The organism is Streptomyces sp. NPDC085937, assembly GCF_044540535.1.
In the GTDB taxonomy this organism is placed as follows: Bacteria; Actinomycetota; Actinomycetes; order Streptomycetales; family Streptomycetaceae; genus Streptomyces.
In genome coordinates, this window is record NZ_JBITSH010000005.1 from 55,775 (window position 1) to 69,061 (window position 13,287).

Sequence of the window (13,287 nt, forward strand, 5' to 3'; positions counted from 1 at the left end):
GCCCAGGGCGCGGCCACGCGCGCGCCCCTGCTGCCTGCTCCTTCCGCCGACGACGGGTGATCTGCATCCGTAGCGTGCTGTTCAGTTGTGGTTGTGGTTGTGGTGGTGCGGGTGGTGCCTGCCGTCGACGGGCTCCCGGCTCCCCTCCGGAAGGGAGCCCGGCCGGCGGCCTGTGCGGAGTGCCGTCAGCCGGACTGGGCGAACAGCATCACGAGGATGACGGCGCCGATGCCGCTGATCATGGTGCTCCGCGCCTTGATGCCCACGGTGAGGGCGACGAAGGCGATGATCCCCATCGGGCCGTACTTCCACTGGACGAGTTGCTCGAACCCGATGGCCAGGGCGGCGATGACGATGGCGATGAGCGGCATGACGGTCCCCCTGTCTCCGGTGGCCTCCCCCACCGCCCTCCTGGTGAGCCAACCCCTGTTTGGGTTGACCAGGTTGGGCGAGTTGGTGACCAACTTGTTCTTAGTTATCTCCGCTTGGAAGAGTCCTATAACCACCCTTCGTTGAACTGCCCGAAGATGGCGAGAAGTTGTAGTGTGCGGCCGTGGAGACGGAACACGCCTCCGTCAATGGACGGAAGAAGCCTCAGCGGCCCCAGAGGACGCATCGTGAGGTGGCCGACGAGCTGCGCGCCCGGATCCGGTCCGGAGTGCTGCGGCCGGGCCAGCGCATGCCCACGCAGGCCCAGTTGGCCGCCGAGTTCGGTGTCGAACGCCAGGCCGTGCGCGGCGCGTTGCGCATCCTGCAGTCCGAACAGCTGCTGACCAACGTCTCCAAAGGGGCGCCGGCGACCGTCGCCGACCGGTCCGAGCGCCCTCCGACCGGCCCCGCCGCGCCTCCGCTGCCCACCACGGTGGCCCTCGCGCCCCGGATCGCCGCCGCCTTCGAGGCGGACCACGTGGAGATAGACGCCGTCTGCCTGACCGCCGTCTCCCTCACGCTCGCCATCGGTGAACCGCTGCGGCAGATCCACGCGGGGCGACTGAAACCGGCCAAGGTCGACGTCCGCGTCCTGCTGCCCAGCCGGAGCATCGACCTCGCCTTCCCGGTCCCGGTCGCGGGCCGCCGCGGGAACGACGACCCGGTGCACGAGCGCTGGCTGGCCCAGCGCAACGCCCAGGGGCAGGTGCTCCGCCACAACCTGCTGGGCCTGCGCGCCACCCACGGCATCGACGTGCGGGTGTCCTTCCGCGCGCTGCCCTTCACGCCGCCCGTGAAGCTGTACCTGCTCAACGGCGAGGAGGCGCTGTTCGCCTACTACACGGTGACCCGCAGCGAGGCGCAGATCGGCCAGGAGAGCCTGGAGACGTACGACGCGCAGGGCATACGGTCGATGCTGTTCGCCTTCGAGCAGGGGACCGGCCTGCGGGACACGAGCTTCGTGGAGCAGTCCCACCTGTGGTTCAACGCACTGTGGGAGACGATCAGTTCGGAGCTGGAGCTCACGGACTGACGTCTCCCACGGGGTTCGGGGCGGGCCGGCAGGGCACGGTGCCGGATGGTCCGGTCACAGGGCGGGGCGGGCCACGAGCAGCGCGAGCAGCACCGCTCCGGCCGAGCTGACGCCGGGCCGCCTGGCGTGGATGCCGACGGTGACCAGCAGCAGCCCGAGGAGGCCGGCGGCGCCGTACCTCCACTGCGCGAGCTGCTCGACGGTGACGACGACCACGGCGCAGATCAGGGCGATGACGGGCATGGTGTTCCCCCTTCGGGCCAACGGTGGGACGGGGCGGAGGTGCGGTGGCGGTGTGGCGGCCCTGGGCGGTGAGACGAGCGGAACCGAAACCTCCGCCAACTTCACCGAGTTGGCAACCAACTCCAACTATGTTGTCCCCACTTGGTTCCTACTCCAAAACAACTTCCAAACAACTCCCCCTAGATGGATCAAAGTTGTAGCGTTTGGTCGTGGCCCAGGAGAACGTGTCAGTGAACGGCAGCAGCAGGCTTTCGGCCCAGGAGATCGCCGACATCCTGCGGGAACGCATCCGCGGGGGTGAGCTCAAGGCCGGCGACCGCCTGCCCACGCAGGCCGAACTGGCCGAGGAGTTCGGCGTGGAGCGCGGCACCGTCCGCCAGGCCCTGCGAGCCCTGCAGGACGACGGCCTGCTGAGCAACGTCAGCAAGGGAAGCCCGCCACGGATCGCCGCCCCGGCCCCCGCGCGGGAGGAGCCGCAGCCGACCATGGTGGGCCTCGCGCCCCGGCTGACGGACGCCTTCTCCACGGCCCGGGTGCGGGTCGACGCGGTGTGCCTGACCGCCGAGAGCTTCATGCTGGCGGTCGGCGAGCCGGTCAGGCAGATCCACGAGGGCCGCATCCGCCCCGAGGCGATCGACGTCCGCATCATGCTGCCGTCCCGCCGGATCAACCTCGCCTTCCCGGTGCCGGTCGACGGCCGTGACGCGGGCGACGAGGACCCGGTGCACGAACGCTGGCTGGCCCAGCGCAACTCCCAGGCCCGCGTGCTCCAGCACAACCTTCAGGCGCTGCGCGCCACGCACGGCATCGACGTGCGGGTGTCGTTCCGCGCGCTGCCCTTCACCCCGCCGGTGAAGCTGTACCTGCTCAACGGCGAGGAGGCGCTGATCGGCTACTACATGCTGACCCGGCGCGAGGAGGAGTGGGAGAGCCAGACCCTGGAGATGTACGACGCCCTGGGCTCCGCCTCCCTCCTCTTCTCCTTCGCCAAGCGGGCCGGCCGGCGGGACCAGGCGTTCGTGGAGGAATCCCAGAAGTGGTTCGACGCCCTCTGGGAAACCATCACGACGGACCTGACACTCTCCTAGTGACTTCTGAGACGCAGCAGACTGAAGCGGTGACAGCCGAGACCGGGACGGAGCCGGACGGCCTGCGGGACCTGATCGAAGGGGCCCGGGTCGTGCTGTGGGACTTCGACGGCCCCGTCTGCCGCCTGTTCGCGGGCCATTCCGCGGAACGCGTGGCGCGGGACCTGGTGGAGTGGCTGGAGGGGCAGGGGCTGCACGGCCTGCTCAACGAGGCCGAACGTGAGTCCCTCGACCCGCACGCCGTCCTGCGTGCCGTGGACGGCCGGCACCCCGGCAGCGACCTGGTCGAGGAGCTCGAGGAGCGGCTCACCAAGGAGGAGCTGAAGGCCACCGTCTCCGCGATGCCCACGCCGTACGCCGATCCGCTGGTCCGCACCTGGACAGCGGTGGGCGCCCGGCTGGCCGTCGCCACCAACAACTCCCCGCAGGTGGCGCGTGAGTACCTCGGCACGCGCGGCCTGCTGTCCTGCTTCGCCCCCCACATCTACGGCCGGACCCAGGAACTGCGGTACCTCAAGCCGCATCCGCACTGCATCAACCGCGCCCTCAACGCGATGGGCGCCGCCCCGTCGACCGCCCTGATGATCGGCGACACACCCTCCGACTTCCAGGCCGCCCGGGCGGCCGGTGTCCCGTTCCTCGGCTACGCCCGCAACGAGCGCAAGGGCAAGCTGCTGCAGGACGCGGGGGCCAGGACGGTCGTCGACTCACTGGAGCCGGTGCTGAAGGCGGTGCGGGAGCCGCGTCAGGCCTGAATCATCAGCACGGTGAGCAGTACGGCCGCCCCGACGGCGAGCCCTTCACGGCGGGCGCGCACGCCCACACCGACGAGGAACAGCAGGACCAGGCCGGCCAGGCCCAGGCGGTCCTCGGTCAGCAGACTCAGCGACAGCTCGCCGAGCGCCGCCAGCAGTTCGAGCCGGGCCATCATCCGACCATCTCCCTTCCACTTTCCGTCAGCGCTCAACTCTCCGTCCAATTGGACTGGTTGGCCTGAAGGGTGTCTGCCCGGACCGGTTGATCCCTTAACCAACGGTCATGTGAGACAAGGGAGTTGTGGACGGTTGGTTTGCCGGTGGACCGAAGGCGGTACGTTCCGGGCGTGGCGGGACGGCAGGGCGAGGCAGGCGGCGGCGGGCGGGAGGCCCAGCGGGTCGCCGACGAGCTGCGCGCGCGGATAGGCCACGTCTATGCCCTCGGCTCGTTCCTGCCGGCGCAGCGGGCCCTCGCCGTGGAGCTGGGCGTCTCCCGTGACACGGTGCAGCGGGCGCTGCGGGACCTGGTGAGCGAGGGCTGGATCGAGTCCCGTCGGGGCAGCGGCTCGCGGGTGGTCAAGACGCAGCGCATCCAGTCCTCGGCGCCCAAGGCGACCCGGCTGCACGGCCCGGTGACGCTGGCCCCCTTCATCAGCGAGGCCTTCGAACAGCCCGAGGTCACGCTCGACGTCTACACGCTGACCTCGGAATCGCTGGACGCGCACATCCGGCTCCAGTCGGAGCGCATCCGCGGTGGCTTCATCTCGCCCCAGCGCATCACTCTCCGTATGCTCCTGCCGGACCCGTCGCTGCCGCTGCCGTATCCGAGGGTCAAGGACGACCGGGACGACCCCCGGCTGCGGGAGCGGCTGCGGACCATCACCGAGTCGCACACCACCTCCCTGGTGGGGGCGCTCAGGGACCTGCAGACCGAGCAGCTGGTCCCGTCCGTCGACGTACGGATCCGGCACACCCCGCTCACCCCGACGTTCAAGCTGTACCTGTTCAACGCGGTCGAGGTGCTGCACGGCATGTACGAGATCATCGAGCGGCCGCTGGAGCTGGAGCGCGGCGAGGTGGTGACCGCGCTGGACGTGCTGGGACTGGGCGCCACGCTCACCCATCACGTGAAGGATCCGGGGGATTCCGCCGCTCCGGGAGCCGTGTTCGTGGACAGCATGCAGCAGTGGTTCGACTCGGTCTGGAACCTCCTCTCGGAGTGACCGCCGTGCTGTAGCATTCCGGCCACCGATCGAGCATCGCTCTCCCCCCGTTCGTACCAGGGAGCACATCCGCCACTGGGACGGGCTTCCGCGATTCGGGCACATGGGTGACACCCTGTCCGGCGCATGCCTTTCCGGCATGCGGAAGCGGAGGCCGCATGCCTACCGTCAGTTGTGGACTCCCTCGTACCTCACGGAGCGGCCAGTGGGCGCACCACCCCTTCCCCGACCGGTCCTCGGGGTGCCCACCACTCCGGACGACCGGCTCCGGGGTTTCGTGGAGCACGCCACCCGGTGCGGGGCGATCAGCAGCGGCCACCACAACCAGAACTTCGTGCTGGAGCTGCGTGAGACGGAGGCGCGCCTGCTGGGCCGGGAGCCCGGGACGTCGGTGACGGTACGCGTCCGCCGGGCCGAGGCGCTGCCGGTGGTGATCAGGACCTGGGAGAACGAGGACGAGATCCTCGGGGCGGTCAAGGGCGTCCTGCCGCACGTGCCGCAGTGCTTGGCCAAGGGGCCGGGGTTCGCCGTCCACAGCTATGTGGAGGGCGTGCCCCTCTCCAGCGTCTGCGGCAACGACAAACCACTCGACACCCTGATCATCAAGGCGCTCACCTGGCTGCTCGCCCAGATGGCCCAGGTGCGGCGCAGCAGTCTGCCGCCCCTGCCGGCCTGCTGGCCCCGCAACGACACCGACAGCCAGGGGTTCCTGCGCACGCTCGCGGACCTGGCGGACCGGCAGATCCGCCGGCCCAATTGGACCGTGTTCGGTGGGCTGTTCGCGGCGCTGGGCATCCCGGAGGACGCCCTGGTCCGGCTCGCCGGGCGGACGCCCGTCATGGCCCGGCGGCCGTTCAGCCTGCTCCACGCCGACCTGCACCGGGACAACGTGATCGTCTCCTACGGCGGCTCGCTCCCGCTGATCTGCGTCGACTGGGAGCTGGCGACCTACGGCGACCCCCTCCACGACCTGGCGACCCATCTGGTGCGCATGCGGTACCCGGAGCACCAGTGGCCGGAGGTGATCGCCGCCTGGGAGGGCGCCATGCGCGGGATCCGGCCCGCCGCGGTGAACGGGCTGGCGAAGGACCTGCAGCACTACCTCGACTTCGAGCGCGCGCAGTCGGTGTTCCCGGACGTGATGCGGGCCGCGCAGTCCCTGGAGCAGGCGTTCTCCCAGAAGACCCTGGACGAGGCGACGGCGGAGGTGAACCGGGCGCTTCAGGCGGCCGCGGGCCCGCTCCACCTGCGGAACGTGCCCGGGCCCCGGGAGATCGAGCGCGCCCTGTTCCGCTGGCTGACCTCGCGCCGGGGAGGGCACGGCGGGCACGGCGGGCAGACGTTCGGCTGGAAGCCCGACCCGCGCCTGCCGTTGCCGGAGGACTTCGGCGAGGCGGCCGTGCTGGCCGCGCTGTCCGTGGAGGGCGCGGCCCCCGCCCGCCTGGTGTTCAAGGGCACCGCCCACCTCAACACCGTGGTGCGCGTCCCGGGCGTGGACCACCCCGTCGTCGTACGGCGCAGGCTGCCGGACGTCACCCGGCGCGAGCCGCACTTCCTCAGCGAGCACGCCGTGCTGCGCGGCATCGAGGAGGCCCGGGTCGCCGTGCACGCGCCCCGGGCCCTGGCGCTGGGCGAGACCTATCCGGACGACACCTTCGCCATCCACACCTACGTGGGCCCGCAGGACGTGGACGGCCCCCCGGACCACCCCGTGAACGGCCTGCTGCCCCACGAGGCGGACAGGCTGGTGGACCAGCTGTGCGCGCTGACCCGGGTGGACTACACGCACCTCGACCCGACGGCGGGCGAACCCGGATTCCACCGCTGGCTCAAGGACGAGCTGGTCCGCCTGGTCGGCGAGCTGCCCAGGGAGACGCAGCAGCTCGCCCGGCAGCTGGGCCTCCCGGACGCCGTGCGGCTGAACCAGATCCTGTCCCGGCAGGAGGTCAGCCACCGGGAGCCCTCCCTGCTGCACGGCGACCTCAACCCGTGGAACCTGGTGCGCCGGGACGGCTCGGGATGGCTGACCATCATCGACTGGGAGATGGCCCTGATCGGCGACCCCCTGTACGACCTGGTCCGGCACATGCACCTCACGCCGACCCGCCCGGAGATCCGCGCCCGCATGTTCCGCCGCTGGGAACGCGTGCTGCCGTACGCGTACACGCGTGACTGGCGCAAGGACTGGCCGGTCTACCGCCGGCTGGAGAACGTCCGCTCCGCGTACATCGACCTCGACCGGATCGTCACGGGAGCGAGCCTCGACGCCCCCAACGTCCGCCGCGCGGTGGCCTCGTACGCGGTCACCCTGGCGGTGGCCAACGGCGCCCTCGGCCTCCCGGTCCGCGCCACGGCGAACCCGTACCTGCTGCGCGCCCTGATCTGAGGCCCGGCGGGCGGTCAGACCTCGTCGTCCTCCACCGGCGGCATCAGCGCCCGCAGCCAGCGTTCCGTCTGGGCGACGTGCGCCTCCGCCGCGCCGGCGGCCTGGCCCGGGTCGCGGTCGGCGATCGCGGTGGCCAGGACGCGGTGGTCGGCGTCGCTCCTGCGGCGCAGTTCGGGGCCCTCGGGGAGGGTGAAGACCTGGTACTTGCGGGAGCGGGCGCGGAACACCGCGAGCAGGGAGGCCAGCGTGGGGTTGCCGCCCGCGCGGGCGATCTCCGCGTGGAAGCGGTGGTCGAGGTCGGACGCCTCGGCGGGATCCTCCGTGGCCTCCATCGCCTCGATGAGGGAGAACAGCCTCTCGACCGTCTCGGGGGTGGCGCGGGCGGCGGCCTTCGCCGCGACGTGCGCCTCCAGCACCCGGCGGATCTCGTAGACCTCCAGCAGTCCGGGCAGCGGCAGCAGTTGCAGGGTCAGGGAGAGGCTGCCGATGAGGTCCTCGGGGCGCAGTTGCGAGACGTAGGTGCCGGAGCCGTGACGCGGCTCGATCACGCCGAGCGCCGCGAGCATGCGCACCGCCTCACGCAACGAGCCGCGGGAGACGCCCAGTTCCTCGCAGAGGTCCGCTTCGGGCGGTATCCGCTCCCCGGCGCCGAGCCGCCCCGTGGCGATCATGTGCCGCAGACCGTGGAACGCCTTGTCGACTGCCGACATCCGATGCCTCCCCTTGGCGGACCGCTTTCGGCGCGCCCCCGCCCGAGTGCACTGTAGCGGGCCGAGAGATCAGATGTCTTCGGTGAAACATTTCTGAGTCATCTGATTTCTGGGCGGTCACAGGTCTTGTCATGGCTGAAAACACCATGCCAACATCCCGAGTCATCATACGTCTTGGCCTTCGGGTTCCCCGAGGGTCTGATGTCCCCCGCGGATGGGAGTCATGTGAGCGAGACCGACGTCAGCACCGCCCCGCGCCCCCTGCTGCTGTCCGACGGCCGGCCGGCGGCGGACGCGTGGTCGCTGGATCCGGCCCTGCGCCATCTCAACCACGGTTCCTTCGGCGCCGTTCCGCTGGTCGCGCAGGAGCGGCAGAACGAGCTGCGGGCGGAGATGGAGCGGGCGCCTGTGGTGTGGTTCCCCGAGCTGCCGGGGCGGCTCGCGGCGGCCCGCACCGGCCTCGCGGCCTTCCTCGGGGTGGACGCGGGCGACCTCGCCCTGGTGCCCAACGCCAGCGCCGGGGTGAGCGTCGTGTACGCCTCCCTGGAGCGCCGGGCCGGCGGCGAGATCGTCGTCACCGACCACGGCTACGGCGCCGTGACGATGGGCGCCGAACGCCTCGCCCGCCGCTGGGGTGGCCGGGTGCGCACCGCGCACGTACCGCTGGGCGCGGACGAACAGCAGGCGTACGAGGCCGTCATGGCCGAGGTGGGCGACGCCACCGACCTCCTGGTCGTCGACCAGATCACCTCGGCCACCGCCCGCCGGCTGCCGGTGGAGCTGATCGGCGCGGAGGCGGCACGGCGCGGAGTCCCGCTGCTGGTCGACGGCGCCCACGCACCCGGACTGCTCGCCGCCCCCCTCTCCGGACTGACCTGCGACTTCTGGGCGGGCAACCTGCACAAGTGGGCCTGCGCCCCGCGCGGCACCGCGGGACTGGTGGCCCGCGGCCCGCTGCGGGACGGCCTGCACCCGCTGATCGACTCCTGGGGCGCGCCCGACCCGTACCCGGACCGCTTCGACCAGCAGGGGACGGTCGACGCGACCAACTACCTGGCTGCGCAGGCCGCGTTGGACTTCGTCGACCGCACCTGGGGCTGGGACGCCGCCCGCCGCCACATGGACGGGATGGCGGGTTACGCGGAGCGCGTCGTGGGCGCCGCCGTCGCCGAGCTGACCGGTGAGGACGCCCTCGTGGACGTCGGCATGCCGGTGCCCGGCATGCGGCTGGTGCGGCTGCCGGACGGTCTCGCCGACAGCCGGGTCGCCGCGGACGCCCTGCGCGACCGGGTGGCCGCCGAGCTGGGCGTCGAGGCCGCGTTCACCGCCTTCGACGGCGTGGGCTACGTGCGGCTGTCCGCGCACGTCTACAACACCGCCGAGGACTACGAGTACTTCGCCGAGCGGTGCGTTCCCGTGCTCGGCGAGTGGGCTCGCGCCGCGCGCACCTGACCGGGCCCCGCACATCCCTCCCCGTACCCCTCCCCACGCCCCTTCCCTCCCGCAAGGTCCCCCGCCCCGTCCCCCCCCGTTCACCCAAGGAAGAGGTCAGCACGATGAGAAGAAGGACGGCAGCTCTCGCGCTCGGCACCGCCGCCGCGATGGCCCTGACCGGCTGCTCCACGATGAGCCCCGGTGAGAGCGGAACGGTCACCCTCAACATGGTGGAGAGCCTGACCAACCCCGCCCGCACCGACCTGCTCGAGGACCTGATAGCCGACTTCCAGAAGCAGAACCCGAAGGTCAAGGTCAACCTGGTCTCGCCGCCCACCGAGCAGGCCGACCAGAAGCTCCAGCAGATGCTGCAGTCGGGCAGCGGCGTGGACGTCCTCGAGGTGCGCGACATCACCGTCGGACCCTGGTCGAACAACGGCTGGCTGTACGACATGAAGAAGGACCTGACCGGCTGGAAGGGCTGGGACGCGCTCACCGACAACGCTGTCGCGGCCGCCGAGGACGCCGAGCACCGCACGTACTTCGTCCCGTACGGCTTCTACGGGCTGAGCCTCTTCCACCGCACCGACCTGATCGAGGAGGCCGGCTTCGACAAGCCCCCGGCCACCTGGGACGAACTGCTGGAGCAGGCGTCCAAGATCCACGACCCGTCGTCGCGCCGCTACGGATACGCCTTCCGCGGCGCGGCCAACGCGCACAGCAACGCGACCGCCGCCATCGAGGCGTACGTCGCCGACGACATCGACCCCGCCAACGGCTACCTGCTGAAGAACGGTAAGACGATCTTCTCGGCGCCCGAGGCGCTGGACGCGATGGAGACGTACCTGGAGCTGTTCCGGAAGGCGTCGCCGAAGTCGTCCGTGGCCTGGGGCTATCCGGAGATGGTGGAGGGCTTCACCAACGGCTCGACCGCGTTCCTGCTCCAGGACCCCGAGGTCATCGCCACCGTCTCGGAGTCGAAGTCGATCGACGAGAAGCAGTGGAGCACCGCGCCGCTGATGGCGGGGCCCAGCGGGAAGACCGTGCAGCCGCTGGCGACCGCCGGGTGGGGCGTCGCGGAGGGCAGCAAGCACAAGGCCGAGGCCGTGAAGCTGGTGCGGTTCCTCTCCGAGGGAGAGGCGTCCACGCGCTTCAGCAAGGAGAACAGCCTGGTGCCGATCCTCAAGTCGGCGGCCGACGACGCGTTCTACCGCAGCGGCCCGTGGGCCAGCTACGTCACCATGACGGAGAACCCCGACAAGTACCTGGTCGTCACCCAGCCGCGCGGCGTCGCGTGGTGGACGGAGTGGCAGCAGCGCGCCGACACGGACGTGCAGAAGATGGTCCTCGGCAAGCTGACACCGAAGGACCTGCTGGCCGGCTGGGACGCGTACTGGACCGAGAAGTGGAAGAAGTGACGATGTCCGGTACGTCCACGTCCGGTCCGTCCGGCACGTCCGCGCCGGCGTCCGGCGCGCCGGTGGCGCCCTCCGTCCGCAAGGAGGGCGCCGCGCCCCGGCGAGGGGGCGCGGGAGGCCGCCGCCGGCGGGAGTTCACCACCCGGCGCGGCCTGGTCATCGCCGCCTTCATGGCGCCGGCGGCGGTCTTCGTGGCGCTGTTCACGTACTACCCGATGATCGCCGGCAGCCAGATGGCCTTTCGGAACTGGAACCTGACCGACCTCACGGACACCTCGTGGGTGGGGGTCAAGAACTTCCGGGAGGTTTTCACCGACCCCGTGTGGGGGACGGTGCTGAGCAACACGGCGCTGTGGGTGGTCGGTTCGATCGTGCCGCAGCTGGTGATCGGGTTCGCGATCGCGCTGTGGCTGCGCCGCCGGTTCCGCTTCCGCGGGCTTTACCAGGCGCTGATCTTCTTCCCGTGGGCGATCTCAGGTTTCCTCATCGGCATCCTGTTCCGCTGGATGTTCAACAGCGAGTTCGGTGTCGTCAACGACCTGCTGCAGCGGGCCGGGCTGATCGACGAGCCGATCGCCTGGCTCGCCGACCCGGACACCGCGATGACCGCCGTGCTGGTCGCCAACATCTGGTACGGGGTCACCTTCTTCGCGATCATGATCCTGGCCGCGCTGCAGTCGATCCCCGACGAGCTGTACGAGGCGGCGGCGCTGGACGGCGCGGGCAAGGCCCGGACGCTGTTCCGGATCACCATTCCCTACATCCGGGTGACGCTGGCCCTCACGGTGCTGCTGCGGGTCATCTGGATCTTCAACTTCCCCGACCTGATCTTCGGTATGACCGGGGGCGGGCCGAACGACGAGACGCACATCGTGACCACCTGGATGATCAAGATCACCCAGCAGGGCGACTACGGCAAGGCGTCCGCGCTCGGCCTGATCGTCGTGGCGGTCCTGCTGGTGTTCGCCGTCTTCTTCCTGCTGGCGACCCGGGAGCGCGGGGCGGGACGCCGGGGCGGCGCGGGGTCCGGAAGGTCCGGGAAGTTCGGGAAGCGAGGGGTGCGGGCGTGATCGGCAAGGAAACCACGGCCGGCCGGGCCACCAAGTTCACGTTCCTCGGCCTCTGGCTCGTCTTCTCCCTCTTCCCGCTCTACTGGATCGTCGTCACGTCCCTCAAGGGCCCGGGCGACATCTTCTCCTTCCCGATCGCCTACTGGCCCGAGCGGTTCTCCCTGGAGAACTACCAGGGTCTCTTCGGCAAGGCGGACTTCGGCACGTACCTGGTGAACAGCCTGGTCGTGGCGACCGTCGCGGGCGCGGTGGCCACCGCCATCTCGACGCTCTCGGCGTACGTCCTCGCCCGCTTCGAGTTCCGCAGCAAGTCGGCGCTGCTGATGGCGGCCCTGGTCACGCAGATGATCCCGTCGTTCATCGCGCTGGGTCCGCTGTACCTGCTGATGACCGACCTCCGACTGGTCGACAACCGCCTCGGGCTGATGCTCGTCTACATCGCGGTGTGCATCCCCTTCTGCACGGTGATGCTGCGCGGCTTCTTCGAGAACATCCCGGACGCGCTGGAGGAGGCCGCGATGATCGACGGCCTGTCCCGGCTCGGGGCGCTGGTCCGGGTGCTGCTGCCGGTGATGCGCCCGGGGATCGTCGCCGCGTTCATCTTCAACTTCGTCAACTGCTGGAACGAGCTGTTCCTGTCGGTGACGCTGATGAACAGCGACGAGAACAAGACGGTGCCGACCGCGCTGAACGGCTTCATCTCCAGCTTCAACATCGACTGGGGTTCGATGTCCGCGGCGGCGGTGCTGACGATCCTGCCGACGATGGTGCTGTTCGCCTTCGCCAGCCGTCACATCGTGCAGGGGCTCACGGCGGGCGCGGTGAAGGGGTGAGCCGGGCGCCGGCTCACGGGGTGCCGTCGTGCCCGCCCCCGGGCCCGGCGGCGTCCCGGGCGGCCCGCTCCACACGGTCGCGGTAGGCCTTCCACCAGGCCGGGTCCGACGACGGCAGGCTGTTGCTCCCGGCCCGCTCGCCCGCCGCGCCGTCCATGAGCTCGCGCAGGATGTCGGCGTGGCCGGCGTGCCGCTGGGTGTCGGCGATCACGCGCACCACCGCGTGGTGCAGGGTCAGTTCGGCCCTGTCGTCCGGCCACCACGGCACCCGGCCGGTCGTGTCCAGCGGCAGGGCGCCGATCGTGGCGTCCGCGTGCGCCCAGGCCCGGCGGTACATCCCGACGACGTCGGCGCGCGTCTCGTCGGCGGTGGCCCACATGTCGTCGTTGGGCTCCGCCCCCTCCGCGAGCCAGGGGAGCGGCTCGCCCGACGGCCGCCCGAAGGTGTCACCGAGGTACCCGAGTTCCACACCGGCCGCGTGCTTCACCAGCCCGAGCAGATTGGTCCCGGTCGGCGTCATCGGCCGCCGCGCGTCGTACTCCGTCAGCCCGTCCAGCTTCCACACCAGCGCGTCCCGGGCCTCCTGGAGATAACGGTGCAGGTCGGCCTTGGCTGCGTCGGCGAGTGTCATGGCGCCAGTCTGCCGTCACCGAGGGCCACCACCG

Annotated in this window: 14 protein-coding genes; 9 read left to right on the forward strand and 5 right to left on the reverse strand. The window is 70.7% G+C overall.

Annotated features, from left to right (window positions below):
- Window positions 1–185 precede the first annotated feature (185 nt).
- On the reverse strand, window positions 186–371 hold the full coding sequence (locus tag ACIF8S_RS12920; protein WP_024884080.1) for a hypothetical protein: 186 nt from the start codon (window positions 369–371) through the stop codon (window positions 186–188).
- Between the two features lie 182 nt (window positions 372–553).
- On the opposite strand from ACIF8S_RS12920, the gene ACIF8S_RS12925 reads away from it, so the two are divergent.
- Window positions 554–1,462 carry a FadR/GntR family transcriptional regulator gene (locus ACIF8S_RS12925; RefSeq protein ID WP_399999097.1) on the forward strand — a complete coding sequence of 303 codons (909 nt, stop codon included), beginning with the start codon at window positions 554–556 and terminating at the stop codon, window positions 1,460–1,462.
- Between the two features lie 54 nt (window positions 1,463–1,516).
- Here the strand turns inward: ACIF8S_RS12925 and ACIF8S_RS12930 are convergent, their stop codons facing one another.
- On the reverse strand, window positions 1,517–1,705 hold the full coding sequence (locus ACIF8S_RS12930) for a hypothetical protein (protein ID WP_349799062.1): 189 nt from the start codon (window positions 1,703–1,705) through the stop codon (window positions 1,517–1,519).
- Between the two features lie 203 nt (window positions 1,706–1,908).
- On the opposite strand from ACIF8S_RS12930, the gene ACIF8S_RS12935 reads away from it, so the two are divergent.
- Window positions 1,909–2,793, forward strand: coding sequence for a winged helix-turn-helix domain-containing protein (locus ACIF8S_RS12935; RefSeq protein WP_231155696.1), 885 nt, complete (start codon window positions 1,909–1,911; stop codon window positions 2,791–2,793).
- Window positions 2,794–2,822: 29 nt separating this feature from the next.
- Window positions 2,823–3,548 (forward strand): HAD family hydrolase, encoded by a 726-nt coding sequence (locus tag ACIF8S_RS12940; RefSeq protein ID WP_399999099.1) that lies wholly within the window; start codon window positions 2,823–2,825, stop codon window positions 3,546–3,548.
- Here ACIF8S_RS12940 and ACIF8S_RS12945 read toward each other — a convergent pair.
- Window positions 3,539–3,724, reverse strand: coding sequence for a hypothetical protein (locus ACIF8S_RS12945; RefSeq protein WP_349799058.1), 186 nt, complete (start codon window positions 3,722–3,724; stop codon window positions 3,539–3,541). The two genes, ACIF8S_RS12940 and ACIF8S_RS12945, sit on opposite strands and share 10 nt — an antisense overlap.
- Window positions 3,725–3,895: 171 nt before the next feature.
- Between ACIF8S_RS12945 and ACIF8S_RS12950 the strand changes: the two genes are divergently transcribed.
- Both ACIF8S_RS12950 and ACIF8S_RS12955 read left to right on the forward strand, forming a co-directional pair.
- On the forward strand, window positions 3,896–4,771 hold the full coding sequence (locus ACIF8S_RS12950; protein ID WP_399999102.1) for a GntR family transcriptional regulator: 876 nt from the start codon (window positions 3,896–3,898) through the stop codon (window positions 4,769–4,771).
- A gap of 241 nt (window positions 4,772–5,012) precedes the next feature.
- Complete coding sequence (locus tag ACIF8S_RS12955; protein ID WP_399999103.1) at window positions 5,013–7,157, forward strand: phosphotransferase; 2,145 nt, start codon at window positions 5,013–5,015, stop codon at window positions 7,155–7,157.
- 14 nt (window positions 7,158–7,171) lie between these two features.
- On the opposite strand, the gene ACIF8S_RS12960 is transcribed toward ACIF8S_RS12955, so the two are convergent.
- Complete coding sequence (locus ACIF8S_RS12960) at window positions 7,172–7,867, reverse strand: FCD domain-containing protein (protein WP_024884088.1); 696 nt, start codon at window positions 7,865–7,867, stop codon at window positions 7,172–7,174.
- Window positions 7,868–8,092: 225 nt separating this feature from the next.
- Between ACIF8S_RS12960 and ACIF8S_RS12965 the strand changes: the two genes are divergently transcribed.
- From ACIF8S_RS12965 to ACIF8S_RS12980, 4 genes are all read left to right on the forward strand, one after another.
- Window positions 8,093–9,319, forward strand: coding sequence for an aminotransferase class V-fold PLP-dependent enzyme (locus ACIF8S_RS12965; RefSeq protein ID WP_349799050.1), 1,227 nt, complete (start codon window positions 8,093–8,095; stop codon window positions 9,317–9,319).
- Window positions 9,320–9,423: 104 nt separating this feature from the next.
- Entirely contained in the window at window positions 9,424–10,719 is a 1,296-nt protein-coding gene (locus tag ACIF8S_RS12970; protein ID WP_399999104.1) for an ABC transporter substrate-binding protein, read from the forward strand.
- Between the two features lie 2 nt (window positions 10,720–10,721).
- A complete protein-coding gene (locus ACIF8S_RS12975) occupies window positions 10,722–11,789 on the forward strand; it encodes a carbohydrate ABC transporter permease (protein WP_399999105.1) in 1,068 nt (355 codons plus the stop codon).
- Window positions 11,786–12,622: a carbohydrate ABC transporter permease gene (locus tag ACIF8S_RS12980; RefSeq protein ID WP_399999106.1), complete on the forward strand. Its 837-nt coding sequence runs from the start codon at window positions 11,786–11,788 to the stop codon at window positions 12,620–12,622. The genes ACIF8S_RS12975 and ACIF8S_RS12980 overlap by 4 nt, the downstream gene beginning before the upstream one ends.
- A gap of 13 nt (window positions 12,623–12,635) precedes the next feature.
- On the opposite strand, the gene ACIF8S_RS12985 is transcribed toward ACIF8S_RS12980, so the two are convergent.
- Window positions 12,636–13,253: a DinB family protein gene (locus ACIF8S_RS12985; protein WP_399999107.1), complete on the reverse strand. Its 618-nt coding sequence runs from the start codon at window positions 13,251–13,253 to the stop codon at window positions 12,636–12,638.
- Between the last annotated feature and the right edge of the window lie 34 nt (window positions 13,254–13,287).

Excerpts from the sequence above, each read along its gene's own strand:
- ACIF8S_RS12985 (WP_399999107.1), bottom strand. The coding sequence starts at position 13,253 with ATGACACTCGCCGACGCAGCCAAGGCCGACCTGCACCGTTATCTCCAG.
- ACIF8S_RS12930 (WP_349799062.1), bottom strand. The coding sequence starts at position 1,705 with ATGCCCGTCATCGCCCTGATCTGCGCCGTGGTCGTCGTCACCGTCGAG.
- ACIF8S_RS12970 (WP_399999104.1), top strand. The coding sequence starts at position 9,424 with ATGAGAAGAAGGACGGCAGCTCTCGCGCTCGGCACCGCCGCCGCGATG.
- ACIF8S_RS12975 (WP_399999105.1), top strand. The coding sequence starts at position 10,722 with ATGTCCGGTACGTCCACGTCCGGTCCGTCCGGCACGTCCGCGCCGGCG.
- ACIF8S_RS12945 (WP_349799058.1), bottom strand. The coding sequence starts at position 3,724 with ATGATGGCCCGGCTCGAACTGCTGGCGGCGCTCGGCGAGCTGTCGCTG.
- ACIF8S_RS12920 (WP_024884080.1), bottom strand. The coding sequence starts at position 371 with ATGCCGCTCATCGCCATCGTCATCGCCGCCCTGGCCATCGGGTTCGAG.
- ACIF8S_RS12960 (WP_024884088.1), bottom strand. The coding sequence starts at position 7,867 with ATGTCGGCAGTCGACAAGGCGTTCCACGGTCTGCGGCACATGATCGCC.